Annotated in this window: 23 protein-coding genes and 1 tRNA gene; 19 read left to right on the plus strand and 5 right to left on the minus strand. The window is 22.2% G+C overall.

The window, feature by feature from the left end; all coding sequences use genetic code 11:
* The first annotated feature begins 62 nt into the window (after positions 1–62).
* The 3 genes from tal (at position 63) to dapE (ending at position 4,287) form a co-directional block, all read left to right on the plus strand.
* Positions 63–1,019, plus strand: a complete 957-nt coding sequence (tal, locus tag RJT25_RS00300) for a transaldolase (RefSeq protein ID WP_343126597.1) — start codon at positions 63–65, stop codon at positions 1,017–1,019.
* 82 nt (positions 1,020–1,101) lie between these two features.
* Positions 1,102–3,096, plus strand: coding sequence for a transketolase (gene tkt, locus RJT25_RS00305; protein ID WP_343126598.1), 1,995 nt, complete (start codon positions 1,102–1,104; stop codon positions 3,094–3,096).
* 63 nt (positions 3,097–3,159) lie between these two features.
* Positions 3,160–4,287 (plus strand): succinyl-diaminopimelate desuccinylase, encoded by a 1,128-nt coding sequence (gene dapE, locus RJT25_RS00310; protein ID WP_343126599.1) that lies wholly within the window; start codon positions 3,160–3,162, stop codon positions 4,285–4,287.
* Positions 4,288–4,524: 237 nt separating this feature from the next.
* Here the strand turns inward: dapE and dapA are convergent, their stop codons facing one another.
* Positions 4,525–5,394 (minus strand): 4-hydroxy-tetrahydrodipicolinate synthase, encoded by an 870-nt coding sequence (dapA, locus tag RJT25_RS00315; RefSeq protein ID WP_343126600.1) that lies wholly within the window; start codon positions 5,392–5,394, stop codon positions 4,525–4,527.
* A gap of 65 nt (positions 5,395–5,459) precedes the next feature.
* Positions 5,460–6,533 carry a chorismate synthase gene (gene aroC, locus RJT25_RS00320; RefSeq protein ID WP_343126601.1) on the minus strand — a complete coding sequence of 358 codons (1,074 nt, stop codon included), beginning with the start codon at positions 6,531–6,533 and terminating at the stop codon, positions 5,460–5,462.
* A gap of 304 nt (positions 6,534–6,837) precedes the next feature.
* Here aroC and smrB point away from each other — a divergent pair, with 304 nt between their 5' ends.
* The 11 genes from smrB to metG all read left to right on the plus strand — a co-directional run bounded on the left by smrB (position 6,838) and on the right by metG (position 17,951).
* On the plus strand, positions 6,838–7,374 hold the full coding sequence (gene smrB, locus RJT25_RS00325) for an endonuclease SmrB (RefSeq protein ID WP_343126602.1): 537 nt from the start codon (positions 6,838–6,840) through the stop codon (positions 7,372–7,374).
* A gap of 214 nt (positions 7,375–7,588) precedes the next feature.
* On the plus strand, positions 7,589–8,491 hold the full coding sequence (gene hisG, locus RJT25_RS00330; RefSeq protein WP_343126603.1) for an ATP phosphoribosyltransferase: 903 nt from the start codon (positions 7,589–7,591) through the stop codon (positions 8,489–8,491).
* A 7-nt stretch (positions 8,492–8,498) separates the two neighbouring features.
* Complete coding sequence (gene hisD, locus RJT25_RS00335) at positions 8,499–9,797, plus strand: histidinol dehydrogenase (RefSeq protein ID WP_343128841.1); 1,299 nt, start codon at positions 8,499–8,501, stop codon at positions 9,795–9,797.
* A 14-nt stretch (positions 9,798–9,811) separates the two neighbouring features.
* Positions 9,812–10,873 (plus strand): histidinol-phosphate transaminase, encoded by a 1,062-nt coding sequence (gene hisC / locus RJT25_RS00340; RefSeq protein ID WP_343126605.1) that lies wholly within the window; start codon positions 9,812–9,814, stop codon positions 10,871–10,873.
* A gap of 1 nt (position 10,874) precedes the next feature.
* Positions 10,875–11,942, plus strand: a complete 1,068-nt coding sequence (hisB, locus tag RJT25_RS00345; RefSeq protein WP_343126606.1) for a bifunctional histidinol-phosphatase/imidazoleglycerol-phosphate dehydratase HisB — start codon at positions 10,875–10,877, stop codon at positions 11,940–11,942.
* Positions 11,942–12,535, plus strand: coding sequence for an imidazole glycerol phosphate synthase subunit HisH (gene hisH / locus RJT25_RS00350; protein WP_343126607.1), 594 nt, complete (start codon positions 11,942–11,944; stop codon positions 12,533–12,535). Before hisB ends, hisH begins: the two co-directional genes overlap by 1 nt.
* Before the next feature lie 3 nt (positions 12,536–12,538).
* Entirely contained in the window at positions 12,539–13,276 is a 738-nt protein-coding gene (hisA, locus tag RJT25_RS00355; RefSeq protein ID WP_343126608.1) for a 1-(5-phosphoribosyl)-5-[(5-phosphoribosylamino)methylideneamino]imidazole-4-carboxamide isomerase, read from the plus strand.
* On the plus strand, positions 13,258–14,031 hold the full coding sequence (gene hisF, locus RJT25_RS00360; protein ID WP_343126609.1) for an imidazole glycerol phosphate synthase subunit HisF: 774 nt from the start codon (positions 13,258–13,260) through the stop codon (positions 14,029–14,031). Before hisA ends, hisF begins: the two co-directional genes overlap by 19 nt.
* Positions 14,028–14,645 carry a bifunctional phosphoribosyl-AMP cyclohydrolase/phosphoribosyl-ATP diphosphatase HisIE gene (gene hisIE / locus RJT25_RS00365; protein ID WP_343126610.1) on the plus strand — a complete coding sequence of 206 codons (618 nt, stop codon included), beginning with the start codon at positions 14,028–14,030 and terminating at the stop codon, positions 14,643–14,645. The genes hisF and hisIE overlap by 4 nt, the downstream gene beginning before the upstream one ends.
* A gap of 95 nt (positions 14,646–14,740) precedes the next feature.
* A complete protein-coding gene (gene gnd, locus RJT25_RS00370; RefSeq protein WP_343126611.1) occupies positions 14,741–16,156 on the plus strand; it encodes a decarboxylating NADP(+)-dependent phosphogluconate dehydrogenase in 1,416 nt (471 codons plus the stop codon).
* Positions 16,157–16,298: 142 nt separating this feature from the next.
* A complete protein-coding gene (gene metG, locus RJT25_RS00375; RefSeq protein WP_343126612.1) occupies positions 16,299–17,951 on the plus strand; it encodes a methionine--tRNA ligase in 1,653 nt (550 codons plus the stop codon).
* Here metG and tilS read toward each other — a convergent pair.
* Both tilS and RJT25_RS00385 read right to left on the minus strand, forming a co-directional pair.
* Positions 17,938–19,308 (minus strand): tRNA lysidine(34) synthetase TilS, encoded by a 1,371-nt coding sequence (tilS, locus tag RJT25_RS00380; protein ID WP_343128842.1) that lies wholly within the window; start codon positions 19,306–19,308, stop codon positions 17,938–17,940. The genes metG and tilS overlap by 14 nt on opposite strands.
* 61 nt (positions 19,309–19,369) lie before the next feature.
* Positions 19,370–19,444 (minus strand) — tRNA-Ser (locus tag RJT25_RS00385).
* Between the two features lie 337 nt (positions 19,445–19,781).
* On the opposite strand from RJT25_RS00385, the gene nth reads away from it, so the two are divergent.
* Complete coding sequence (gene nth, locus RJT25_RS00390; RefSeq protein ID WP_343126614.1) at positions 19,782–20,414, plus strand: endonuclease III; 633 nt, start codon at positions 19,782–19,784, stop codon at positions 20,412–20,414.
* 199 nt (positions 20,415–20,613) lie between these two features.
* A complete protein-coding gene (gene tyrS, locus RJT25_RS00395) occupies positions 20,614–21,897 on the plus strand; it encodes a tyrosine--tRNA ligase (protein ID WP_343126615.1) in 1,284 nt (427 codons plus the stop codon).
* A gap of 17 nt (positions 21,898–21,914) precedes the next feature.
* On the opposite strand, the gene RJT25_RS00400 is transcribed toward tyrS, so the two are convergent.
* Complete coding sequence (locus tag RJT25_RS00400; protein WP_343126616.1) at positions 21,915–22,265, minus strand: iron-sulfur cluster assembly accessory protein; 351 nt, start codon at positions 22,263–22,265, stop codon at positions 21,915–21,917.
* 160 nt (positions 22,266–22,425) lie between these two features.
* Here RJT25_RS00400 and ydiK point away from each other — a divergent pair, with 160 nt between their 5' ends.
* The 3 genes from ydiK to thrS all read left to right on the plus strand — a co-directional run bounded on the left by ydiK (position 22,426) and on the right by thrS (position 26,859).
* Positions 22,426–23,535, plus strand: coding sequence for an AI-2E family transporter YdiK (gene ydiK, locus RJT25_RS00405; RefSeq protein ID WP_343126617.1), 1,110 nt, complete (start codon positions 22,426–22,428; stop codon positions 23,533–23,535).
* A gap of 230 nt (positions 23,536–23,765) precedes the next feature.
* Positions 23,766–24,812, plus strand: coding sequence for a 3-deoxy-7-phosphoheptulonate synthase (locus tag RJT25_RS00410; protein WP_343126618.1), 1,047 nt, complete (start codon positions 23,766–23,768; stop codon positions 24,810–24,812).
* Between the two features lie 127 nt (positions 24,813–24,939).
* Positions 24,940–26,859 carry a threonine--tRNA ligase gene (gene thrS, locus RJT25_RS00415; protein WP_343126619.1) on the plus strand — a complete coding sequence of 640 codons (1,920 nt, stop codon included), beginning with the start codon at positions 24,940–24,942 and terminating at the stop codon, positions 26,857–26,859.
* Positions 26,860–26,871 lie beyond the last annotated feature (12 nt).

A 26,871-nucleotide genomic window follows, 5' to 3' on the forward strand; every position in this document is an offset into this window, starting at 1 on the left:
AGTTTAATTAGTATATAAATAATAAAAAAAAATTATTTTTTTAAAAAAATATGGAATTCATTATGAATCAATTAGAATCTTTAAAAAAACATAGTATAATTGTAGTTGATAGCGGAGATATCGAACAAATATCAAAATTTTCTCCTTCTGATGCAACAACTAATCCTTCTTTGATTTTACATAGTATTTTATCTAAAAAATATGAGTTTATTTTTGAAAATTCTTTGAAATATGCTCGATTAAAAGGAGGTACGCATAAAAAAAAAATTATGAATGCTGGAGATAGAATAGCTGTTATGTTTGGAAAAGAAATTTTAAAATATATTCCTGGTTATATTTCAACAGAAATTAATTCAAAATTTTCTTTTAATATTGAAGAGTGTGTTCAAAAAGCAGAAAAATTAATTAATATGTATGGCGAAATGGGTGTTAAGAAATCTCGTATTTTAATTAAACTAGCGGCAACTTGGGAAGGCGTGCAAGCTGCAAAAATATTAAAGAAAAAAGCAATATTGTGTAATTTAACTTTAGTTTTTTCTTTTGCGCAAGCTCAAATATGCGCTGAATCTGGAGTATTTTTAATTTCTCCTTTTGTAGGTCGAATTTCTGATTGGTATATGAAAAATTTTGATTCTAAAAATATTTCTAAAGAAGAAGACAAAGGAGTATTAGCGTTAAAAAAAATTTTTTATTATTATAAAAAATATAATTATAAAACTATTATTATGGGTGCGAGTTTTAGAAATATACAACAAATCTTTTCTATTGCTGGTTGTGATAAAATTACTATTTCACCAATTTTATTAAACATTTTAAAAAATACAGTCGGTGACGTTCCTTTACGTTTAAATAAATTCGATATTGAAAAAAATTTTAAAATTCCAAAATTTTTAAAAGAAGATGAATTTCGATGGTTACATAATCAAGATATGATGGCTGTTGAGAAATTATCGGAAGGAATTAGGCAATTTAATAAAGATCAAAATTCTTTAGATAAATTAATTTCTCAAAATTTATAAATTTTTTAACAATTTTTTTAGTATATTTTTAAACAATTATATTAATATTTTGAAAATTTCTATATTTTTTAGAGAGGAATATATGGGTTTAAAAAATAAATTATCAAATGTATTAAGAATTTTAAGTATTGATGCAATTGAAGAATCACAATCAGGACATCCGGGTGCTTCTATGGGTATGGCAGATATAGCAGAAGTATTATGGAGAAATTTTTATAAACATAATCCTACAAATCCAAATTGGTGGAATCGGGATCGTTTTGTATTATCTAATGGTCATGCTTCTGCTTTATTATATAGTTTATTACATTTAACTGGATATAAATTAAATATTCAAGATTTAAAAAATTTTCGTAAATATTTATCTAAAACTCCAGGGCATCCCGAAGTATATCGTACTCCTGGAATAGAAATATCAACAGGGCCTTTGGGTCAAGGTTTAGCTTCAGGGATTGGTATGGCTATTTCTGAAAGTATTTTAGCTTCTATTTTTAATCGTTCTAATTATTCTATTATCGATCATTATACATGGATTTTTGTTGGTGATGGTTGTTTAATGGAAGGAATATCACATGAAGCTTGTTCTTTAGCGGGAACTTTAGGATTAGGTAAATTAATTGTTTTTTATGATAAAAATGATATTTCAATTGATGGAAATGTTTCGGAATGGTTTTCAGACGATACTAGAAAAAGATTTGAAGCATATAATTGGCAAGTTTTAGAAGTAAATGGTCATAATAAAAAAGAGATTTTTGAAGCAATTAAATTATCTAAAAAAAATTTAATTCAGCCATCTTTAATTATGTGCTCGACTGTTATTGGATACGGTTCTCCAAATAAAGAAGGAAAATCTATTGTTCATGGATCTCCTTTAGGTGCTCAAGAAGTTGAATTGACTAGATCAAAATTAAATTGGACTGATGATCCGTTTAAAATTTCTTCTAAAATTTATCAAGAATGGGATTTTAAACATCAAGGTAAACTTTTAGAAAATAAATGGAAAGATTTATTTTCGCAATATAAAAAAAAATATCCTGAATTGTCAGAAGAATATATACGTCGAATGTCACGTCGTTTACCTGAATCTTTTGAACTTTCTATAAAAAATTTTTTAGTCACAGTACAGAATTTACCAGAAAATATTTCTACTAGACAGTCTTCACAAAAAACTTTAGAAATTTTTGGAGCGATTTTACCTGAATTATTAGGAGGTTCTGCAGATTTAGCACCTAGTAATTTAACATTATGGTTAGGATCTAAATCTATTTTTAAAAATAAATCAGGAAATTATATTCATTATGGTGTACGTGAATTTGGTATGACATCTATTGCCAATGGAATTTTTCATCATGGTGGTTTCATTCCTTATACAGCAACTTTTTTAGTGTTTTCTGATTACGCGCGAAACGCAATTCGTATGGCTGCTTTAATGCATACTCATCAGATTTTTGTATATACACATGATTCAATTGGTTTAGGTGAAGATGGCCCTACTCATCAACCAATTGAACATATTTCTAGTTTACGATATATTCCTAATTTAAGTGTTTGGCGTCCTTGTGATACTGTAGAAACTGTTTCTGCTTGGTATTACGCGGTAAAAAGAAAGAACGGTCCTACAGCTTTAATATTATCAAGACAAAATTTACTTCAATTTTCACGTGATATTTCGCAAACTAATAATATTATGCGTGGAGCATATATATTACGTGAATATGGTCAAAAAATAGATTTAATTATTATTGCAACGGGATCAGAAGTAGAGTTAGCAGTTACTGTATCAAAAATTTTATTTAAAAAATCATATGGAGTTCGAGTAATTTCAATGGTTTCTACAGATGTTTTTGATTCTCAAAATAGTTCATACAAGAATTTTATTTTACCAAAAAATATTATTAAACGTGTTTCTATTGAAGCAGGTTCTAGTGAATATTGGTATAAATATACTGGATTAGATGGTTTACAGATTGGTTTAAATAATTTCGGAGAATCAGCATCTGGCTCAAAATTATTTGAAGTATTTGGTTTTACTGTAAAAAAAATATTAAAACGTCTTAAAAAATTTTTAAAAGATTAAGAGTAATTGAATTTTTATATATAAATTTTTTTTTTAATTATAAAAAGGTATTAGGAATTTTAGATGTGTAATGATGTAGTTAGTATTACAAAAAAATTAGTTAGTATTCCTTCGGTTACTCCAAAAGATTTGGGTTGTCAAGATTTTTTAATTCAAAGATTATCTTCATGTGGTTTTAAGATAGAAATTTTAAATTTTAACAATACTAAAAATTTTTTAGCTTCTAAAGGGGAAGGACGTTCTTTATTATTTTTAGGTCATACAGATGTTGTTGATCCTGGATGTTTAGAAGAATGGGAAACAAATCCTTTTTCTCCTAAAATTAGAAATAATTATTTATATGGACGTGGAACTTCTGATATGAAAGGGGCAATTGCTGCAATGTTAGGCGCTACTGAAGGATTTATTTTAAAGAATCCTAAACACGTTGGTCGTTTATTGTGGTTAATTACATCTGATGAAGAAGGAGAAGGAACTGATGGTATTCGAAAAGTATCGAATATTTTAAAAGAGCGTAATGAAAAAGTTGATTTTTGTTTAGTAGGTGAACCTACAAGTGAAAAAAAATTAGGAGATTGTATAAAAAATGGGCGAAGAGGATCATTAAATGCTGAATTAAAAATTTATGGAACTCAAGGTCATATTGCTTATCCCTTTTTAGCTGATAATCCAATTCATAAATCTTTAAAATTTTTAAAAGAATTATCAAGATATGTATGGGATTTAGGTAATAATTTTTTTTTACCTACTCAAATACAAATTTATAAAGTGTTTACACAGAATCCGTGTAGAAATATGATCCCTAAAATATTAGAAGTAGAATTTAATTTTCGTTTTTCTCCATTAAGAACTATCAAAGAATTAAAAAATATTGTATATTTTTTATTAAAAAAAAATAATTTAAAATATTCTATTCATTGGCAATTATATGCGGATTCATTTTTTTCACGTTCTATACAATTAAAAACATTATTATCACAATGTATTAATCAAATAACAAATTTTCGACCTGTAATAAAAACTTCAGGAGGAACTTCAGATGGAAGATTTTTAATTGATATTTCTGATGAAATTATAGAATTCGGTTTAAAAAATAATACTATTCATAAGGTTAATGAATGTGTGAATATTTTAGATTTAAAGAATTTAGAAAAAATTTATACTTCTTTATTAGAAAAAATTTTTTTATAAATTTTTTATATAAAAATTTATTATTTTCTAACATATTTTAAGATTTATTATGCAATGATTATTCAATTTATCTTTATCATTGCATAAAAATTTATGCATTAAAAATATATATAAAATATTAGATTTAATTAAAATAATAATTATTATATTTTTTATAAAAAATATAAATATTGATAGTTATTAGAGTTTTTTAAGAAGAATTTTTTATTATATTTTTTGAATATAAAATTTTTATATTTAAATTGTTTTTAAAATTGATATTAATTTTAATTTATTTTTTTTTGTTAATTTCGTTAATGGTAATCTTAAGGTATTATTGGAAATTAATTTTAAATATTTCGCTGCCCATTTAATAGGGATAGGATTAGTTTCTGAAAATAATATTTTATGTAATTTTTTTAATTTTTTATTTTTTTTATAAGCTTTTTTAAAATTTCCTTTTAAAGCTAATTGATATATTTTAGACATTTTTTTTGCTGCAATATTAGCTGTAACAGAAATTACTCCATGCCCTCCTAATTTAACAAAATCTAATGCAGTTAAATCGTCTCCACTTATTAACATAAAATTTTTTTTAACTTTTGATAAAATTTTTTGTACACGGGTTAAATCTCCAGTAGCATCTTTAAGACCAATAATATTTTGAAATTTTGATAAACGAATAATAGTTTTAGGTAATAAATCACAACCTGTTCGTATTGGTACATTATATAATATTTGTGGAAGATTTGTATTTTCTGTGATAGCTTTAAAATGTTGATATAGTCCTTCTTGTGTAGGTCGATTATAATAAGGTGTGACACTTAAACATGCAATAATACCTGAATTTTCAAATTTTTTAGTTAAATTAATACTTTCTAGTGTAGAATTAGATCCTGTACCTGCAATAATTGGAATTCTTTGATTAGCTATTTCTACAGTATATTTAATAATTTTTATATGTTCATTTGTATTTAAGGTAGCTGATTCTCCAGTTGTACCAACAGATACAATTGCAGTAGTATTATTTGAAATATGATATTCTATTAAATTTTTTAAACTTTTTTTACAGATATTACCTTTTAAATCCATAGGAGTGATTAACGCTACAATACTACCTTTTAACATTTTTATATTTCCTAATCTATATAATATTTTAAGAATTAATGTTTATTTTTTAGTTTAAAAAATTTTTATTTTTGTATCAAAGAATTACATTGCCCTCTATACCGTAAGATATGATCCATTAAAACAATAGCAATCATAGCTTCTGTAATAGGTACCGCTCTTATACCTACGCAAGGATCATGCCTTCCTTTAGTGATAATTGTTGTGGTTTTTCCAGTTTTAGTAATAGTACGACCTGGAATTTGAATGCTAGATGTAGGTTTTAATGCGGTAGTAACAACAATTGAATTTCCATTACTAATTCCACCTAAAATTCCTCCAGAATGATTACTAGAAAAACCATTTGGATAAATTTCATCTCTATGTTCGCTTCCTTTTTGTGTTGTTACAGCGATTCCATCTCCTATTTCAACTGATTTTGTAGCATTTATACTCATAATTGCATGAGCAATATCAGCATCTAATCGATCAAATATTGGTTCTCCTAATCCAATAGGAACATTTTCTGCAATTATAGTTATTTTGGCTCCAATAGAATCTCCATTTTTTTTTAAGTTATTTAAAAATTTACAAATTTTTGAAATTTTTGTATCATCGCCACAAAAAAAAGGATTTTTTTGTACATTATTCCATGATATTAAAGGACATACAATTGGACCTATTTGAGAAATATAACCACGAATTAAAATTCCATAATTAAGAAATAAATATTTTTTCGCAATAGATCCTGCTGCAACTCTAATAGCCGTTTCTCGAGCTGAAGAGCGTCCACCTCCTCTATAATCTCGAATCCCATATTTTTTTTGATATGTAAAATCAGCATGATTTGGTCTAAATTTATTTTTTATTTCTGAATAATCTTGTGAGCGAACATCAGTATTATGGATTATTATTCCAATACTAGTACCAGTTGTTATTCCTTTAAAAATTCCAGATAAAATTTTTACTTGATCATTTTCTCGTCTTTTTGTAGTATATTTAGAAAATCCAGGTTTTCGACGATTTAAATCTATTTGTAAATCTTTTTCAGATAAAGGGAAACCAGGTGGTACTCCATCTATAATACCGCTTAATGCCATACCATGTGATTCCCCACAAGTTGTGACACAAAAGATTTTTCCAATAGTATTTCCTGACATAAAATTTTCCTAATATTTTATTAATGATTTTTTTATGAAATTTATATTTTATATTATTTAAAGATTTTTATAAAATTTATAATATTAAAATTATTATATTTAATAGATATGATAACATAAAATATTTCATTTTAATAAATGAAATTTTTTGTCTTATTTAAAATATTTTTTATATGTAATTAGAAAAAAATTTTATATAATAAAATTTAATAAAATTTATATATTATAAATTTTATGGGTTTTTTAATAAAAAGATGTTATATTTTATAATTTTTACGAATAGTATTTTTTGGATAATTTATGTATGAAGAAAAAAATTTGTGATATTTCGTCAGATCATGATGTTTTTTCGTATCATGTACAAGATGTTAAAAAAATAGTTCAAGATACTATTTTTCATATAAAGTTAAATCATAAAAAAAAAAAATTTTATGATAAAAAATTTTTTTTTGAACAGGAATTGCATAGTCATTATTTTCAGGATTTTGTTTCTGAAAATTTATATTTTTTACATCAAGATCCAATTTGTTATGTACGAAATTCGAAAAATTTAGTTGATGTTAAAAAATTTAAAAAAGGAAAATATATTCCTGAAGTAGTTTTAGATTTACATGGTGTAAATTTGTATCAAGCAAAAAAAGCATTAGGAATGTTAATTGCTATTTGTTTAAAAAAAAATTTTTTTTGTGCTAATGTAATTCATGGATATGGAAAAAATATTTTAAAAAAAAATATTCCAATTTGGTTAATTCAAAATCCGAATATTTTAGCTTTTCATAGAGCCCCTAAAATTTTCGGATTTGATGCTGCAATTTTAATTTTTATTAAAAAAAATAGTTAATTTATTATATAAATTTTTAAAATTTTTAATTTTATATTTTTAATATCTTTAAGTAATTTACAAATATGATTTTATATTTTATATTTAAAAAAAAATATTTTTTTTAAAATTATATAATAAAATTTTTTTATCATAAAATTTTTAATAAGATATTAAATTTTTTAAAAATTTTATATAAAATTTTTTAAAATTATATAAATTAAAGGAATTTTTTATGTCTCTTAAATCGCGTTTGAGATTAGCAATTCAAAAATCTGGTCGTTTAAGTTGCGATTCAAAGAATTTATTAATGCGTTGTGGGATTAAAATTAATTTTCAGAAATCTAGTTTAATTGCATGTGCAGAAAATATTCCTATTGATGTTTTGTTAGTACGTGATGATGATATTCCTGGATTAATTATGGATGGAGTAGTAGAATTAGGAATTGTAGGTGCAAATGTTTTAGAAGAAAAAAGATTAAGTAGGTTTTTTCAAGGTAATTCGATTAAATATGATAAATTACAAAATTTAGATTTTGGGATTTGCCGTTTATCTTTAGCAGTTCCAATTGAAATGAAATATAAAAATATTTTTAGTGTAAAAGATTTAAAAATAGCTACTTCTTATCCTAATTTATTAAAAAAATATTTAGATAAAAATTTAGTATCTTTTAATTCTTTTGTATTAAATGGATCAGTGGAAGTAGCTTTAAACGCTGGTTTATCGGATGCAATTTGTGATTTAGTATCTACTGGAGCTACATTAGAAGCTAATGGTTTAAAAGAAGTTGAAAGAATTTATCATTCAAATGCTTTGTTAATATCGCAGAATAATTTTAAAATTTCTTTTCAAAAGAAATATATTATTCAAAAATTATTGACTCGTATTCGAGGTGTTATTAAGGCTAGAGAGTCTAAATATATTATGTTACATGTACCTCAATCTAAATTAAATTCTGTAATTACATTATTAAATGGTGCAGAACAACCTACTATATTAAAATTAACGGGTCATACTAATAAAGTTGCTTTACATATGGTAAGTAGTGAAAATGTTTTTTGGGAAACAATGGAAAAATTAAAAAGATTAGGAGCAAGTTCTATTTTGGTTTTACCAATTGAAAAAATGATGGAATAATTAAATTATGAATAATCTTTTAAATAAAATAATTGTTTGGAAATTTTTTTCTAAAAATGAAAAAAAAAAAATTTTGTTAAGACCTTTTTTTAAAAAAAAAAATGATATAAAAAAAAAGGTTAAAGAAATTTTAATGAATATTAGAAATAATGGTGATATAGAATTACATAAATATGTAAAAAAATTTGATAATATTATTTTAAAAAATTTTTATATATCAGAAAAAGATATTAAGGAGAGTGTAAATAGTGTTTCAAAAAATTTTCAAGATTCTGTTAAAATTGCTAAAAAAAATATTGAAATTTTTCATATGTCTCAAAAAATTAATAATATCGATATAGTAACTTTTCCCGGTATTCGTTGTCAAAGAATTGCAAGACCAATTTCTTCTGTAGGTTTATATGTTCCTGGTAATCCTTTTCCATTAGTTTCTACTTTATTAATGTTAATTGTTCCTGCACTGTTAGCGGGTTGTGTAGATATTACAATTTGCACTCCTCCTCCAGTCAGTGTGGAAATTTTATATATAGCTAAATTATGTAAAATTAAAAAAATTTTACAAATTGGAGGAGCGCAAGCTATTGCTGCTATGGCATTTGGAACAGAAAGTATTCAAAAAGTAGACAAAATTTTTGGACCTGGAAATATTTATGTAACGGAAGCAAAATTACAAGTAAGTCAAGATATTTTTGGCGTTTCTATTGATATGTTAGCGGGTCCTTCAGAAATATTAATTATAGCAGATCAAGATGCAAATATATCTTTTATAGTTTCAGATTTATTAGCGCAAGCTGAACATGATAAAAATTCTCAATTTTTTTTATTAACATTTGACCTTAAAGTAGCCGAAAGAGTTTCATTAGAAATTTTTAAACAAATGAATATTTTAAAAAAGAAAAATAATATTTTAAAAGTATTAACAAATAGTAGAATTATTTTAACGGAACATTTATATGAATGTTTTCAAATTTCAAATCAATATGCTCCTGAACATTTAATATTACATATTAAAAATCCTAGAAAATGGATACCATATATTCAAAATGCAGGATCTGTTTTTTTAGGAAAATGGACGCCTGAAGCTTCTGGAGATTACATAACGGGTGCTAATCATGTTTTACCAACATATGGACACGCAAAAACTCGTTCTTCTTTAGGAGTATTAGATTTTCAAAAATTTATTACTATTCAAGAAATGACAAAAAAATCTTTATTACAGTTATCTTCTAATATTATTACTCTTGCTCAAATTGAAGGAATGGATGCGCACGCGCAATCTATAAAAATTCGAACAGAAATTTTATAAAAGATTAAAAATATATGAAAACTATTGTTCCAAAACATATAAAAAATTTTTTACCTTACCTTTCTTCTAGAAAGATAGGTTTGTCTGGAAAAATTTTTTTAAATGCAAATGAGTCTCCATATTATAAAATTTTTACGCAAACATATCATACTTTAAATCGATATCCTGAATTTCAAGATTCTAAATTATTACAAAAATATTCAAAATATTCTCGAGTTTCTGAAGAACAAATTTTAATTACTCGAGGGTCTGATGAGGCTATTGATTTGTTAATTCGTACTTTTTGTAATTCTAGAAAAGATTTAGTGATGTATTTTCCACCTACATATGATATGTATAAAATTTGTGCTCAGATTTTAAATGTAAAAACTATTCGTATTCCGAGTATAAAAAATTTTCAATTAAATTTGACAGAAATTTTTAAAAATTTACAATCAGTAAAATTAATATATATTTGTAATCCAAATAATCCTACTGGCACTTTAATTAATTCTTTAGATTTAATATATATTTTAAAGAATATTTCTATTTTTTGTTTGGTAGTAATTGATGAAGCATATATTGAATTTTCTATTGAAAATAGTAGTGTAAAATTGTTATCTAAATATTCTAATTTAGTAATTTTACGAACATTGTCAAAAGCATTTGGTTTGGCGGGTATACGTTGTGGTTTTATATTGTCTAGTGTAAATGTTATTAAATTTTTAAAAAAAGTTTTAGCTCCATATCCAATTCCAAGTCCTGTATCTTCTATTGCAAAAATTGCATTAAAAAAAGAAAATTATAAAAAAATTCAAAAAAATATTTTAAAAATATTAAAAAATCGTGATTTTTTAGTTTCTAAAATTTTAAAATTATCTTTTATACAAAAAATTTATCATAGTCAGACAAATTTTGTCTTAATTAAATTTACGGAGTCTCAAAAAGTTTTTAAATATTTATTAGAAAATGGTATTGTAGTACGTGATCAATCTCATAAAAATTTTTTAAATAATTGTTTGCGTATATCTATAGGTACTTTTGAGGAATGTTCAGAATTGATAACTATTTTATATAAGATGCTAAAAATGGAATGATATGATTAAAAAAATTTTATTTATTGATCGTGATGGAACTTTAATTCATGAACCTCGTATTTCAAAACAAGTAGATTGTTTAAGTAAATTATTTTTTGAGCCTTTTGTAATAGTTTCTTTAGCGAAATTAATTAAATATGGTTATGAATTAGTATTAATTACAAATCAAGATGGATTAGGTAGTCGAATTTTTTCTATTAAAAATTTTAGTTTAGTTCAGAATTTTATGTTACGTATTTTAAATTCTCAGGGTGTTTTTTTTAGAAGTATTTTAATTTGTCCTCATTTTTTAGAAGATAATTGTTTATGTCGAAAACCAAAAACTGGTTTAGTGCAATATTGGTTAAAAAAAAAAAATATAGATAGAAATATGAGTTATGTTATAGGAGATAGGAAAACAGATTTACAATTAGCTACTAATATGAGTATAAAAGGTATTTTGTATCATAGAAAAAAATTTTCTTGGATAAAGATTGTACAACATTTAACTACTGTAGATCGTTTTGCATGTATTACACGTATAACTAAAGAAACTCAAATTTTTATAAAAATTTTTTTAGATAGAACAGTAAAAAGTTATACGCATACAGGTATTTTTTTTTTTGATCATTTATTAGAACAAATTAGAGTTCATAGTGGTATTTCGTGGTCTATAAAAGTTTTTGGGGATTTAGAAATTGATAATCATCATACAGTAGAAGATATAGGTATTGCTTTAGGGGAGGCATTTAAAAAATCATTAAATTTAAAAGTAGGTATTTCTAGATATGGTTTTGTATTACCAATGGATGATAGTTTAGCGTCTTGTTATTTAGATATTTCAGGTAGGTCTTATTTTTCTTTTTATGCAAAATTTAAAAATATTTTTATAGGTGATTTTAGTACTGATATGATTGAACATTTTTTTTATTCTTTTAGTATATCTATGGGTATTACTTTACATTTACATGCATTTGGTTTAAATGATCATCATTGTTCTGAAAGTTTATTTAAAGTTTTTGGAAAAACATTACAGCAAGCTATAAAAATTAATGGAACAGAGATACCCACTACAAAAGGTATTTTATAATGAATAATATTATTATTATAGATACAGGTTGTGCAAATTTTTTTTCTTTAAAAAAATCTATTCAAAGTTTAAAATATTCTGTAAAAATTAGCTCTAATATTTCAGAAATATTATCTGCAAAAAAAATTTTTTTACCTGGAGTTGGTGCTATTAATACGGCAATAAAATATTTAAATAAAAGAAATTTAATTCCTATAATTAAAAATATTACAGTACCTATTTTAGGTATTTGTTTAGGTATGCAATTATTTTTTGGTGATAGTCAAGAAAATGGATTTTATTCAGCATTAAATATTATTCCTGAGTCTATTGTTAAAATTAAAAATAAAAAATTTTCTTTACCGCATATGGGATGGAATAAAATTTTTTTTGAAAAAAAAAATATATTATTTAAGAATATTAACACTGAAACTAGATTTTATTTTTTACATAGTTATTGTGCATTATTAAATAAATATACTATTGCTGTAACTAAATACGGTCATTTTTTTAGTGCTGCAGTACAAAAAGAAAACTTTTTTGGAGTACAATTTCATCCTGAAAAATCTGGAAAAGATGGTCAGAAATTAATAAAAAATTTTTTGGAGTTATAAAGAATGATTATTCCAGCATTAGATATTATGAATAATAAAATAGTCAGATTATATCAAGGAAATTTTTCAAAAGTTACAATTTTTCCACAAAATATATTAGATAAAATTTTTAAATATATAAAAATGGGCGCTAAATATATACATATCATTGATTTGAATGGGTGTCAAAATCCTTTAAAAAATCAAAAATATTTTATTAAAAAATTGATACCATATAAAAATTTTTTTATTCAAATAGGTGGTGGGATACGAAATTTTTTAGAAATATCGCAATTATTAGATTTAGGTGTTAAACGAGTAATTTTAGGAACTAGTGTTATTGAAGACCCTAATTTTTTAAAAAAAATATTAAAAAAGTATGGAGGTAAAAAAATTATTTTAGCGCTTGATGTATGTATTAATTCTAAAAATATTTCTCAAGTGGTTATAAATGGGTGGAAGAAAATTACTTATCAAAGTATTGAAGATATTTTAAATTTTTATAAAGATAATAATTTAAAATACGTATTATGTACTGATATTACTAGAGATGGAACTTTACAGGGTCCTAATTTACAATTGTATACAAATTTAGTTCAAAATTTTCCTCAAATATATTTTCAAGCTTCTGGTGGAATTGGAAATTTATCGGATATACGTAAAATCAAAAAAACTGGTGTTAAAGATCTTATTATAGGTCGCGCTTTATTAGAGAAAAAATTTACTTTTTTAGAGGCAAAAAAATGTTGGCTAAACGGATAATTCCATGTTTAGATGTAAAAAATAATCAAGTTGTAAAAGGAATACAATTTAAAAATCATATGATTATAGGAGATATTTTATCTTTAGCAAAATATTATTCTTGTGTTGGTGCTGATGAATTAGTTTTTTATGATATTACAGCTTCTATAACAAATACTATAGTTTCAAAATCTTGGATTACTAAAATTGCAAAAGTAATTGATATTCCTTTTTGTGTTGCAGGTGGTATTAATAGTATACAAGATGCTGAATTAGTTTTATTTTCCGGTGCTGATAAGTTATCAATTAATACTCCTGCTTTAAATAATCCTAATTTAATCTCTCAGTTATCTAATAGATTTGGCTCTCAATGTATCGTAGTAGGTGTAGATTCTTGGTATGATCAATTGACTAAAGAATATTTTGTATTTAAATATACAGGAAATTTTGAGAATAGAAAAAAAACTTTATGGAAAACGATTGATTGGGTAAAATATGTACAAAAATTAGGTGCTGGAGAAATTGTTTTAAATTCTATGAATTGTGATGGTTTAAAAAAGGGTTTTGATCTTAAACAATTAAAGAAAATACGTAAGATTTGTAAAGTTCCTTTGATTGCATCAGGAGGAGCTGGTTCAGTACAAGATTTTTTAGATGTATTTAATAAAACAAAGGTTGATGGAGCATTAGCTGCTTCTATTTTACATAAAAAAATAGTTTCAATAAATTCTATAAAAAAATTTTTAAAATTAAAAGGAGTTGAAGTGCGTATATGAAAATTTGTAAAAATCTAAATTTTTTAAATTGGAAAAAAATGAAAGGGCTGATTCCAGTTATTATACAACATTATGTGTCTGGTATTGTTTTAATGCATGGATATATGACAGTAGAAGCCTTTAATCAAACAAAACAAACAAAAATTTTAACATTATTTTCACGTAGTAAAAAACGTTTATGGGTAAAAGGAGAAGTTTCTAAAAATTTTTTAAAAGTAAAAAAAATTACAACTGATTGTGATTATGATGTAATTTTAACTTTTGTAAAACCAAGTGGTAATACTTGTCATTTAAATCGTTTTAGTTGTTTTTTAAATAATGAATTTATTTATTCACATTTATATTCTTTAGAAAAAATTATAAAATCACGTCAAAAAAAAGATATTTTAAATTCTTATGTAAAAAAAATGTATGATTCTGGTTTATCTCGTATTGCGCAAAAAGTTGGAGAAGAAGCAATAGAAACTGTTATAGCAGTTTTTGGTCATAATACTAATGATTTTATTAATGAGGTATCTGATTTACTTTTTCATGTATTAATTTTATTACATTCAAAAAATTTAGAATTATGTATTATTATAAAAAATTTAAAAACACGTGTCTATTCATCCTGAATATAATATATTAAATAAAATTTAATATTATTTTTTATTTAATATAAAAAGAGTTTTTATTATTTTAAATATTATTAAAAATTAGGATAAAAATTATGTCATTAAATAATATAGGAATTTTAGGTATGGGTGTTATGGGTTCTAATTTAGCTTATAATCTAGCTAATAATGGAGAACGCGTATCTATTTATACTCGTTCAATAGAGAAATTAAAAAATATTGTTAAAAATGATAAAAGTCATTTAATTGTATCTTTTACTTCTTTGGAGGATTTTATTTTTTCTTTAAAAAAACCACGTCATATTTTATTAATGTTACCTTCTGGTATTACTATTGATTTTTTGATTAAAGATTTGTTAAAATTTTTAACTATAGGGGATGTTATAATTGATGGAGGTAATTCTTTTTTTAAAGATACACAAATAAGAAGTCAAAAATTACTTAAAAAAGGAATTTTTTTTATAGGTGTAGGTATTTCAGGTGGAGAAGAGGGGGCTTTAAACGGTCCAGCGATGATGATAGGGGGAGATAAAAAAGTTTGTTATTTATTAGAACCTTTGTTTCAAAAAATTTCGGCTAAATATAATAAAGAACCTTGCGCAGAATATTTAGGTACAGATGGTGCGGGACATTATGTGAAAATGGTACATAATGGTATTGAATATAGTGATATGCAGTTAATTTCTGAAGTATATTTTTTATTAAAAAAATTTTTAAAATTAGATAATAAAAAAATTTCTAATTTATTTTCTGAATGGAATCAAGGGGAATTAAAGAGTTATTTAATAGATATTACTTCAAAAATTTTATTAAAAAAAAATAAAAAAGGTAAATATATTTTAGATTTGATTGAAGATTGCGCTTTTAATAAAGGTACTGGTCTTTGGGCTTCACAAAATGCATTAGAATTACATGCTCCATTATCTTTAATTACAGAATCTGTATTTTTTCGTTATTTGTCTACTTTAAAATCTCAAAGAATGTTAGCTTCTACATTATTAACTGGACCTATAAATAATTTTATTTTTAAAAAAGAAAATTTTTTACAATTTATTGAGCATATTCGAAAAGCATTATATTTAGGTAAGATTTTATCTTATGCGCAAGGTTTTTCTCAATTAAAATTTGCATCTAAAAAATATCAATGGGATTTTCAATATGTTAAAATTGCGAAAATTTTTCGTGCTGGATGTATTATACAAGCAGATTTATTAAATAAAATTGTAAAAGCATATACTGAAAATAATAAAATTATTAATTTATTATTAACTTCTGAATTTCAAGAAATAGTTAATGAATATCAAAAATCTTTAAGATATATTGTAGTTACAGGTTTAAAATATGGAATTCCTATGCCAGTTTTTTCAGCTGCTCTGTCATATTACGATTCTTATCGTTCTGAGAAATTACCGGCTAATTTAATACAAGCACAAAGAGATTATTTTGGAGCTCATACTTATTCTCGAATTGATAAAGAGGGTATATTTCATACTAATTGGGTAAAAAAGTAATTATATTTTTTATAGTAAAGTATATGATTTTAAAAATTTAATAATATTTAATAAAAAATTCTGCAAGTTTTTTAAACTTTTTAAATCTTGCAGAAAAATTATTTTTTTAATATAAAAATTTTTTTATATATCATTTTTTATTTTGGAATTTAAAATGCATAATCAAATAGATAAATATTTAATAACTTGTGCTTTTCCTTATTCAAACGGGTCTATTCATTTAGGGCATTTGTTAGAACAGATACAAGCAGATATTTTAGTTCGTTATTTACGTATGAAATCACATATTGTATTTTTTATTTGTTCTGATGATACTCATGGAACTGCAGTTATGTTGAAATCTCAAAAATTAAAGATTTCTTCAAAATTCTTAATTGAAAAAACTTTAAAAAAACATAAAAAAATTTTTAAAAAATTTTCAATTTTTCATGATAATTATTCATCTACAAATTCTAAATTTAATAAAAAATTTTGTGAAAAAATTTATAAACAATTAAAGAAAAAAAAATTATTATTTAAGAAAAAAATTTTCCAATGGTATGATATTGAATTAAAAATTTTTTTATCAGATCGCTTTGTGAAAGGAACGTGCCCTCGGTGTCAAAGTTTTGATCAATTTGGAGATCATTGTGAAAAATGTGGAGCTTTTTATTATTCGGGAGATCTGTTAAATGTTCGTTCTGTTTTATCTAATACTATTCCTATTTTAAAATCTTCTACACATATTTTTTTTAATATAAAATATTTTAAAAATTTTTTAAAAAAATGGATTAAAAAAAAAGTTTTCCAAAATTCTGTTTTAAATAAAACGAAAGAATGGTTATTTTCTGGGTTAAAAGCATGGAATATTTCAAGAGATTTTCCTTATTTTGGTTTTTTAATACCTGGTTTTTCAAAAAAATATTTTTATGTATGGTTTGATGCTATTATTGGTTATTTAAGTAATTTTGAGGAATTATGTTTTAAAAATTCTGAAATTATTTTTTCAGAATTTTGGAATTTACATTCTAAAATTATATTATATCAATTTATTGGAAAAGATATTATTAATTTTCATACTTTATTTTGGCCTTCTATTTTAGAAGCAATTTCATATCGAAAACCTACTAAAATTTTTGCGCATGGTCATATTACTTTTCAAGGTCGAAAATTATCTAAATCTCGAGGTATAGTTTTAACTGCAAAGAAATGGTTAAAATTTTTTGATTCTGATTCATTAAGATATTATTATGCTACTAAAATTAATAATAGTATTGAAGATATAGAAATTAATTTAGAAAATTTTATATATAAAATAAATTCTGATCTTGTTAATAGAATTGTAAATTTAGCAGCTCGCAATGCTAGTTTTCTAAAAAAAAATTTTTTAAATATTTTATCAAAAAAATTTATTAAATTAGATATATATTTAATATTTATAAATTCTATTCCAATTATACAGAATTTTTATTTTAAACAAAAATTTTGTTTAGTAACACAGAAAATTATGGAGTTAGCAGATTTAGCAAATCAATATATTTCTAATGAAAAACCTTGGAAATTATCTAATTCTAAAAAAGATTTAAAAAAAATGCATTTAATAGTTTCAATGGGAATTAATTTATTTCGCATTTTAATTACTTTTTTAAAACCAATTACTCCAGTTTTAGCTAAAAATGCAGAAAAATTTTTAAAAATTAAATTAACTTTTCAAAATTGTAAAGTTCCTTTATTAAATCATAAAATTAAAAATTTTTTTAATTTGCATAATCGTCTTGATTTAAAAATTTTAAATTCTTTTTTTAAAAATATTTGATATGTTGAATTTGATAAATTTTTTTATGATTTTTTAAAGATTTTTTTTTTTTAATTAAAGAATACCATGAATAATAAATATGATGATATTTTTTTTTAGAAAAATTTTGACAATAAAAAAAACCTACTCCACAAATTAATTTTTTATTATAAAATATTAATGGAATTTTATGTCTCATTTCTAAAGGAATATTATAATCTTGCCAAATATCTTTAATATTTTTTTTTTTAGAATTTCCTAAAATATAAAAATCATTTTCTATAGTAAATTTTATATTTATAAGTGTATTTTTAAATGGGCATTTAGAAAATTTATATTTTTTAATTTTAGAAATTTTTAAATACCCTAAATTTTTTGGTAATTTTAAATTTTTTCTTTTAATTTTCCAAAATAAAATTATATTTTTGATATTTGGAATATAACATGTAAAAATTAAAAAATTTTTTTTATTATAAATTAAAAATTTTTTAAAAATAATTTTTTTTTGAATAAAATTTGAATTTTTTAAAAATTTTTTTTGAATATTTTCAATTAAGTGTTGTGGGGGAGATTTTTTAATTTTTTGATGAAGCCAAATTTTTAATAAAGAATTTTGAAAATTTTTTGATAATTTTGAAAATTTTTTAATTGATAAATATTGATTTTGAATTAAATATTTTTTTAGTTTTTTTTTTAAAATTTTATAAAAAATTTTTTGTTCAATACTTAAAATATGAATACTAGTAGTACAATTTTGTAGAAAATATTTCCATTTTTTTTGAAAAATAGGCAAAATTTTATGTCTAATAAAATTTCTTTCGTATTTTAAATCTGTATTTGTTTTATCTTCTATCCATAATAATTTATTTTTATATGCAATTTTAAAAATTTTTTTTTTAGAAAATGTTAAAAAAGGTCTCATTAAGTATGTATGAAAAAATTTTGTTAAAAATTTAATACCTGATAACCCTAAGATACCGCTTTTTCTTTTTAATGCTAAAAAAAAAGTTTCACATTGATCATTAAGATGATGAGCAGTTAATAAAATTTCTTTTTGTTTAAGTAATGTTTTGAAAATTTCATATCTAGAAATACGAGCACTTGCTTCTAATCCATATTTTTGAGTATTTTTTAAAAAAATGGATACTAAAATAAATGGAATTTTTTTTTTAATACAAAATTTTTTACAATAATTTTGTTGAATTTTAGAAGTTTCTGATAAATTATGATTAATATAAACTGCTCTGATTTTAATATTTTTATATTTTTTTTGATATAAAAAAAATTCATTTAATAAAACAGTTGAATCTATTCCTCCGCTAAAAGCTATTAAAAATTTTTTAAATTGAGGATATTTTTGAAATATTTTTTTAATCAAATTAGAAAAGCTCTTTTTTAAAAAAAATAATTTATAAAAAATTATAAATTTTATAATTATATACGTTTGATTGGATTTGAACCAATAACCTCTATTATGTCATAATAGTGCTCTAACCAAATTGAGCTACAAACGTAATTTTTAAATTTATAAAATATAATATATTTTTTTTAAAAAAAATACAATATTTTTTAATAAATTTTTATAAAAATTTTCTTTAAAATCCTATTAATACTATTTTATAAATAATATTGAATTTATAAGAAAAATTATATATTATTATAAAATTGATTAAAGTATTTTTTAAAAGTATAAATTTTATATTAAAAAAGATTTTTTTTAAGAATTTAAAATATTTTTTAAAATAATTAAGTTATTTTATAAAATATAAATTAAATTTTTTATATTTTTTTTAAAAAAATTTAAAAAATTTTAAAATTATATTCACTAGATATATACACAATAATTCAGATATGAATAAAAAAAAAAGATTATCTATTTTATCTGCTTTAGAAAAACAGTGTTATTCTCCTCAATCAGAATTAAAATATTCTACTAATTTTCAATTATTAATTTCTGTAATTTTATCAGCTAGAACTACGGATAAAAATGTAAATCGCGTTACAAAAAAATTATTTAAAATTGCACCTTCTCCATTAGAATTATGTTTATTAGGAGAAAAAAAAATTATAGAAATTATTCATTCTTTGGGTTTATATAAAAAAAAATCTCAATATTTATATCAAGTTTCTAGAATTATTTTATATAAATATTTTAATAATTTTCCTAATACTTTATTTAAATTATTAAAATTGCCAGGAGTAGGACGTAAAACGGCGAATATTATATTAAATAAAATTTTTGAAAAAAATACAATTGCAGTTGATGTTCATGTGTTTAGGATATGTAATAGGACCAATTTTGTTTCAGGGAAAACATATAAAGATGTAGAATTAAAATTAAAACGTATCGTACCTTGGAGATTTCAATCTCGTTTTCATGATTGGTTAGTTTTACATGGTCGTTATGTATGTAAATCTAGATTTCCGAAATGTAAAATTTGTATTTTAAAAAAATTTTGCGAATATTCAAAAAAAATATTATAAATTTTATATTTTTAAAATTAAAATTTTAATTATTTAATAAAATAGAAAAATTATTTAAAATTTTTTTTTAAGAAAAATAAAATAAATATTTTTTGAAATAATATTTAAAATTTTTTTGAAATTTTAGAAATTTTTATTTCTTTAGAAATATTGTTTTTAATTTATTATACAAAAATTATTTTATAGGATTAAAAATCATATGTTACATAATTATGACTGTATAAATTTTTTAAAGAAAAAAGGGTTGATTTTTCAGCTTTCAAATGAAAATAGTCTAAAAAATTATATGTTTCAAAAAAAAATTTTTTTATATTGTGGATTTGATCCAACTGCAGAAAGTTTGCATATAGGGCATTTATTACCTATTATTTGTTTAAAAATTTTTCAGAAATATGGACATACTCCTTATATAGTATTAGGAGGAGGTACTTGTATTATTGGAGATCCTAGTTTTCAAAAAGGTTTACGTCAAAAAATATCTTTAAATATTATTAAAATGAATCAAAAAAGCATTAAAAAACAATTATCTTTTTTTTTACCTAAAAAAAATATTTTTAATAGTGTAAAATTTTTAAATAATTTTGATTGGTTTAAAAATATGACTTTTTTTTCTTTTTTAGAAAATTTTGGAAAATATTTTTCGGTAAATTCTATGATTAATAGAGATTGTGTTAAAAAGAGATTAAATAATCATAATTTAGGTTTATCGTTTGCAGAATTTTCTTATACTTTATTACAAGCCTATGATTTTTATTATTTATACAAAAATTATGGAATTATTTTGCAAATAGGAGGATCAGATCAATGGGGAAATATGATTTCTGGTATTCATTTAATAAATAAAATTTTCAAAAAACAAGTTTTTAGTTTAACTGTGCCATTATTTACTAAAAAAAATGGAGAAAAATTTGGAAAATCAGAAACAGGAACTATTTGGTTAGATTCTCAAAAAACCAGTCCTTATTCTTTTTATCAATATTGGAGAAATATTCCAGATGAAATGGTAGATAAAGCTTTACAATTATTTGTAATATTTGGTATCACTACAAAATTTTTTATTTCAAAAGCAGATATAGATTCAAAAAATATTATTGAAAAAAAAATATTATTGGCTGAAACTATGACTTTATTTGTACATGGAGATTATTGTTTAATAGCAGTTCAAAGAATTATATGTTGTTTATTTAATTCTAACAGTTTATTGAGTTTAACTGAAAAAGATTTTTTACAATTATTACAAGATGGTATTCCGTCTTATACTTGTGTAAAGTTTTGTTCATTACCTGAATTATTAGTTAAAATTGAGTTAGCCCCATCCAGATATCAAGCAAGAGTTATGATTCTTTCGGGGGCTATACAAATTAATCGAAAAATTGAAAAAAATATAAATTTTTTTTTTTCTAAGCAAGATATTTTTTTTAAAAAATATACTTTAATATGTAGAGGTAAAAAAAATTATATTTTAATACATTGGATAATATGATTTTTATTTAATATATTTTAAATTTGAAAACTTTCTCCACAACCACATAAATTTTTTGTTTTTGAATTTTTAAAAATAAATATGGAATTAAGTCCTTTTTTTAAATAATCAATTGTTATATTTTGAATATATAAGATCCATTTTTTAGGAATATAAAATTTAATTTTTTTTTTAAAAATTTTAATATCTTTTTTAAAAATTTGAGTAATTAAACTTAGATGATATTTAAATCCTGCACATCCTGTTTTTTTAATTGTTATTTGTATTCCTTTAGCGGTATTATTTTTTTCTAATAAATATAAAAGCTGTTTTGTTGCGCTTTTTGTAAGATATATATTATATTTATTTTTTAAAGTATTAATTTTCATAATAGAATCCTAATATTAGAGAGTAAGAAAATTTTATTTTATTTATAAATTTTTATAAATTTTATTTTAAAAAATATTTTTATATTATTTATATAAAAATATTTTTTATATTTTTAAAAAAATTTTAAATCTTATTTTATCATTGAGGTATCATTTTTATATGTATAATTTTAAAGATAAGATGGATTTACCTAAAACTACATTTTTATTAATGTTTATTTTTTCAATGATAGTTATTAGTTTTTATATTTTAAAGCCCTTTATTATTGGATTTTTGTGGTCTGGAATGATTGTTATTGCGACTTGGTCTATATTTTTAAAAATTCAGTTTTTTTTTAAGGGAAATAAAAGTGTATCTGCTTTTTTTATGACTTTTTTTTTATTAATATTTTTTATTTGTCCTATTTTTTATTTGATAAATTCTTGTATAGAAAATTGTTTACCAATATTAAAATGGTTTAGTGCAAAACATTTTCAATTACCAAATTTATATATTTTAAATAATATCCCATATATTGGGCAAAAATTATATATTAATTATCAAAAAATTTTAAATACTGGCGGAAGATCTATTTTACATTATATTCGTCCTTATTTTGGCAGTACTACAGAATTTTTTATTACAAAATTAAATTATTTTACGAATTTTTTTTTACATTTATTTTTAATGTTAATTTTTAGTTTTTTTTTATATTTACATGGTGAAAAAGTTTCCAATATGTTACGTCATTTTGCATTTAGATTAGGTTCTACTTCAGGTGATGCGGTAGTGTTATTAGCAGGACGAGCTATTCGATCAGTAGCTTTAGGAGTAGTTATTACTTCATTAGTTCAAGGAGTTTTAAGTATTATAGGTTTGTCGATTTCTGGAATTCCTTTTTCTTCTGTTTTACTTGTTCCGATAATTTTATTTAGTTTATTACAAATAGGCCCTTTACCTATTTTGTTACCTTCTGTTATTTGGTTATATTGGATGAATTATCCGATTAAAGGTACGATTTTATTGATTTGGAGTTTAATAATCTGTATATTAGACAATGTATTACGTACTTTTTTAATTCGTTTAGGAGTTGATTTTCCTGTATTATTATTATTAGCTGGAATAATTGGGGGTGTTGTGTCTTTCGGATTAATAGGTTTATTTATTGGTCCAGTTGTTTTAGTTATTTCTTATCGTTTAATAGTAATATGGATGAATGAATCTCCTATTTCAAGAAATAAATATAAAAGTATTACGAAAAATATTATAAAAAAATATCATGAATATTAGTTAATTGATATGTTAATAATTTTTTATTTTTTATAAAAAAAAATTAATATATGATATAAAGTACATAAAATTTTTTAATATACTTTTATATAAATATATTTTTTTTTTATAAAATATAGAATTTTTAGAAAAATATGTTTTGTATTTTGTTTTTTATATAAAAAATTCTTTATATAAAATAACAAAATTTTTACAAAAAAATTTTTATATATTAAAAAATAGAGAAAATTATGAAAAATATTGATAATTTAAATATTTTTAAAATGGAACCTTTAATTACGCGTAAAAAATTACTCAAGAAATATCCAGTTACAAAATTTGTAAGAAATTTAATTATACAAACGCGTAGAAATATTAAAAATATTTTATTAGGAAAAGATAAGAGATTATTAGTAATTATTGGTCCATGTTCTTTACATAATGTAGAATCATCTATTGAATATGCAAAGAAATTATATGAATTGCGTAAAAAATTTTCTTCTCGATTAGAGATCGTAATGCGGACATATTTCGAAAAACCAAGAACTGTAATAGGTTGGAAAGGTTTAATTACAGATCCATATTTAGATGGGAGTTTAAAAATTAATGATGGTTTAGAAATTTCTAGAAATTTATTATTAAAAATTAATATGTTAGGGATGCCTGCAGCAACAGAATTTTTAGATATGGTAATTAGTCATTTTTTAACAGATTTAATAAGTTGGGGAGCTATTGGAGCTCGTACTACTGAAAGTCAAATACATCGCGAAATGGCTTCTTCTTTATTATGTCCTATTGGATTTAAAAATGGAACAGATGGAAATATTAATATTGCAATTGATGCAATTCGTGCCTCAAAAAGAATGCATTTATTTCTTAATTCTGATGAAAATGGGATAATGAATATTAATTATACTTTAGGTAATACTATATCGCATATTATTATGCGGGGAGGAAAAATACCAAATTATTATTCTGTAAATTTAAAAGATGCTGTACAACAATTAAATAGTTTTAAATTACCTCCATATTTAATGGTAGATTTTAGTCATTCTAATTCATTAAAAAATTATAAACGTCAATTAGATGTAGCTGAATCGATAATGAAACAAATAACCGATGGTGCAAATTATATTTCTGGAGTCATGATAGAAAGTTTTTTAAAAGAAGGTTCTCAAAATATTTCTGATACAAAAAATTTAAAATATGGAATTTCTATTACAGATGCATGTTTAGGTTGGCAAGATAGTGAGTACCTTTTAAGTAATTTATTTCGAGCTTTAAAAATTCGTTTTTAATTTTTTTTTAAAAAAATAAAAATTTTATAAAAAAATAAATTTAATAGATACTTAGTTTTTATTTTTTTATTTTAAAGTTTACAATATTAAAAATATGATAATTTATTATCATAATTTAGGATTTAATATGCCCATTATTACTTTTTCTACGGGAATTAAAAAAAAATATTATAAGAGTGTTTTTTTAAAAAAAATTGTAAAAGATATTTCTAAAAAAACACATATAAAGTATATTGCTGGATATGTGAATGATATTTTAGTAAATTTAGATTTTTTAATTACGAAAGACGTAAATGTAATTTTAATTTCTGAAAATGATAAAATTTTTTTAAAAAAAATTCGTATTTCGTGTATGCAATTATTAAATTATGCTGTTACAGAACTTTGGCCGCAGATAAAAAAAACGAATGGAGTACTAACAGAAGATGGATTTTATTGTGATTTTGATAGTTCAGAGTTTTTTTTGAAAAAAGAAGATTTATTATTGATTACTAAAAAAATGATATTTCTTTTATCACAAAAATATAATATTTTTTTTAAAAAAGTTTCAAAAAAAAAATTTTTAAAAAAATTAGATGAAAGACAAGAAATGTATCAAAGTATTTTAATTAAAGAAAATATTTCGCTTTCTGACAAAATTTTTGTATATTTTCATCAGAATTATTCTGAAGAATGTCATGAATTACAAGTATCTAATATATATTTTTGTAAAAATTTTTTTTTAAAAGATATTTCTGGAGCATATTGGAAAAATGATAGTAAAAATAAAATGTTGCAACGGATTCATGTAGTAGTCTGGTCTTCATCAAATATGTTGTTGAAATATAAACAAAAATTATTAAAATTAGAAAAACGAGATCATAGGAAATTATCTAAAAGATTAGATTTGTATCATATTCAAAAAGATTCTCCAGGTATGGTATTTTGGCATCCTAATGGTTATATACTTTTTAGACAATTAGAAAATTTTATTCGTGTTCAATTATTAAAATTTTCTTATCAAGAAGTTAAAAGTCCATTTATTTTAAATAAAACATTATGGGAAAAAAGCGGTCATTTAGAAAATTTTAAAAAATCAATATTTATAACTCAATCAGAACATCAAATCTATTGTATTAAACCTATGAATTGTCCTGGTCATGTTGAAATTTTTAAAAAAAAAATAAGGACATATAAAGATTTACCATTACGAATGTCTGAATTTGGTAGTTGCCATCGTAAAGAACCTTCTGGGGCATTACATGGTTTAATGCGTGTTCGTAATTTTACTCAAGATGATGCTCATATATTTTGTAGACGTACTCAAATTAAAAAAGAATTAAATAATTGCATTGATTTGATTTTAAATACATATAAAATTTTTGGGTTTAAAAAAATTTCTATAAAATTTTCTACAAGACCTAAAAAAAGTATTGGAAATACTATTCTTTGGAATCAAGCAGAAAATGATCTTAAATGTGTTTTAATGGAAAAAAAAATTTTTTTTGAAATACAAAAAGGTGAAGGGGCTTTTTATGGGCCAAAAATTGAAATATCTTTAGAAGATAGTTTACAGAGAATTTGGCAATGCGGCACAATACAATTGGATTTTAATTTGTCTAAACGATTAAATGCTTTTTATATTAATAAAAATAATGTACGTATAGCGCCTATTATTATACATCGAGCTATTTTGGGATCTATGGAGCGTTTTATTGGAATTTTAATTGAAGAATATCAGGGAAAGTTTCCTTTATGGTTATCTCCGATTCAGCTTGTTGTTTTAATTATTTCGACAAAACATAAAGAATATGCAAAAAAATTTTGTAAAAAGTGTACTTTTTATGGGATACGGTATATTTTTGATACTAGTAAAATAAATTTAAATTTAAAAATAAAAAAATATGTAATGCAATATATTCCTTATATTGTTATTTTTGGGGATAAAGAGATTTTAAATAATTTAATTACTATTCGAAAACGTGAAAGTAGTGTGTTATATACAAAAAAAATTAAAGTATTTTTAAAAGAATTGTCAGAAAAAATTATTACTTATGATAGATCTTAATAAAGGAGTATA

Origin of the sequence: Buchnera aphidicola (Nippolachnus piri) (assembly GCF_039383305.1) — a bacterium.
Lineage (GTDB): Bacteria > Pseudomonadota > Gammaproteobacteria > Enterobacterales > Enterobacteriaceae > Buchnera_F > Buchnera_F aphidicola_AZ.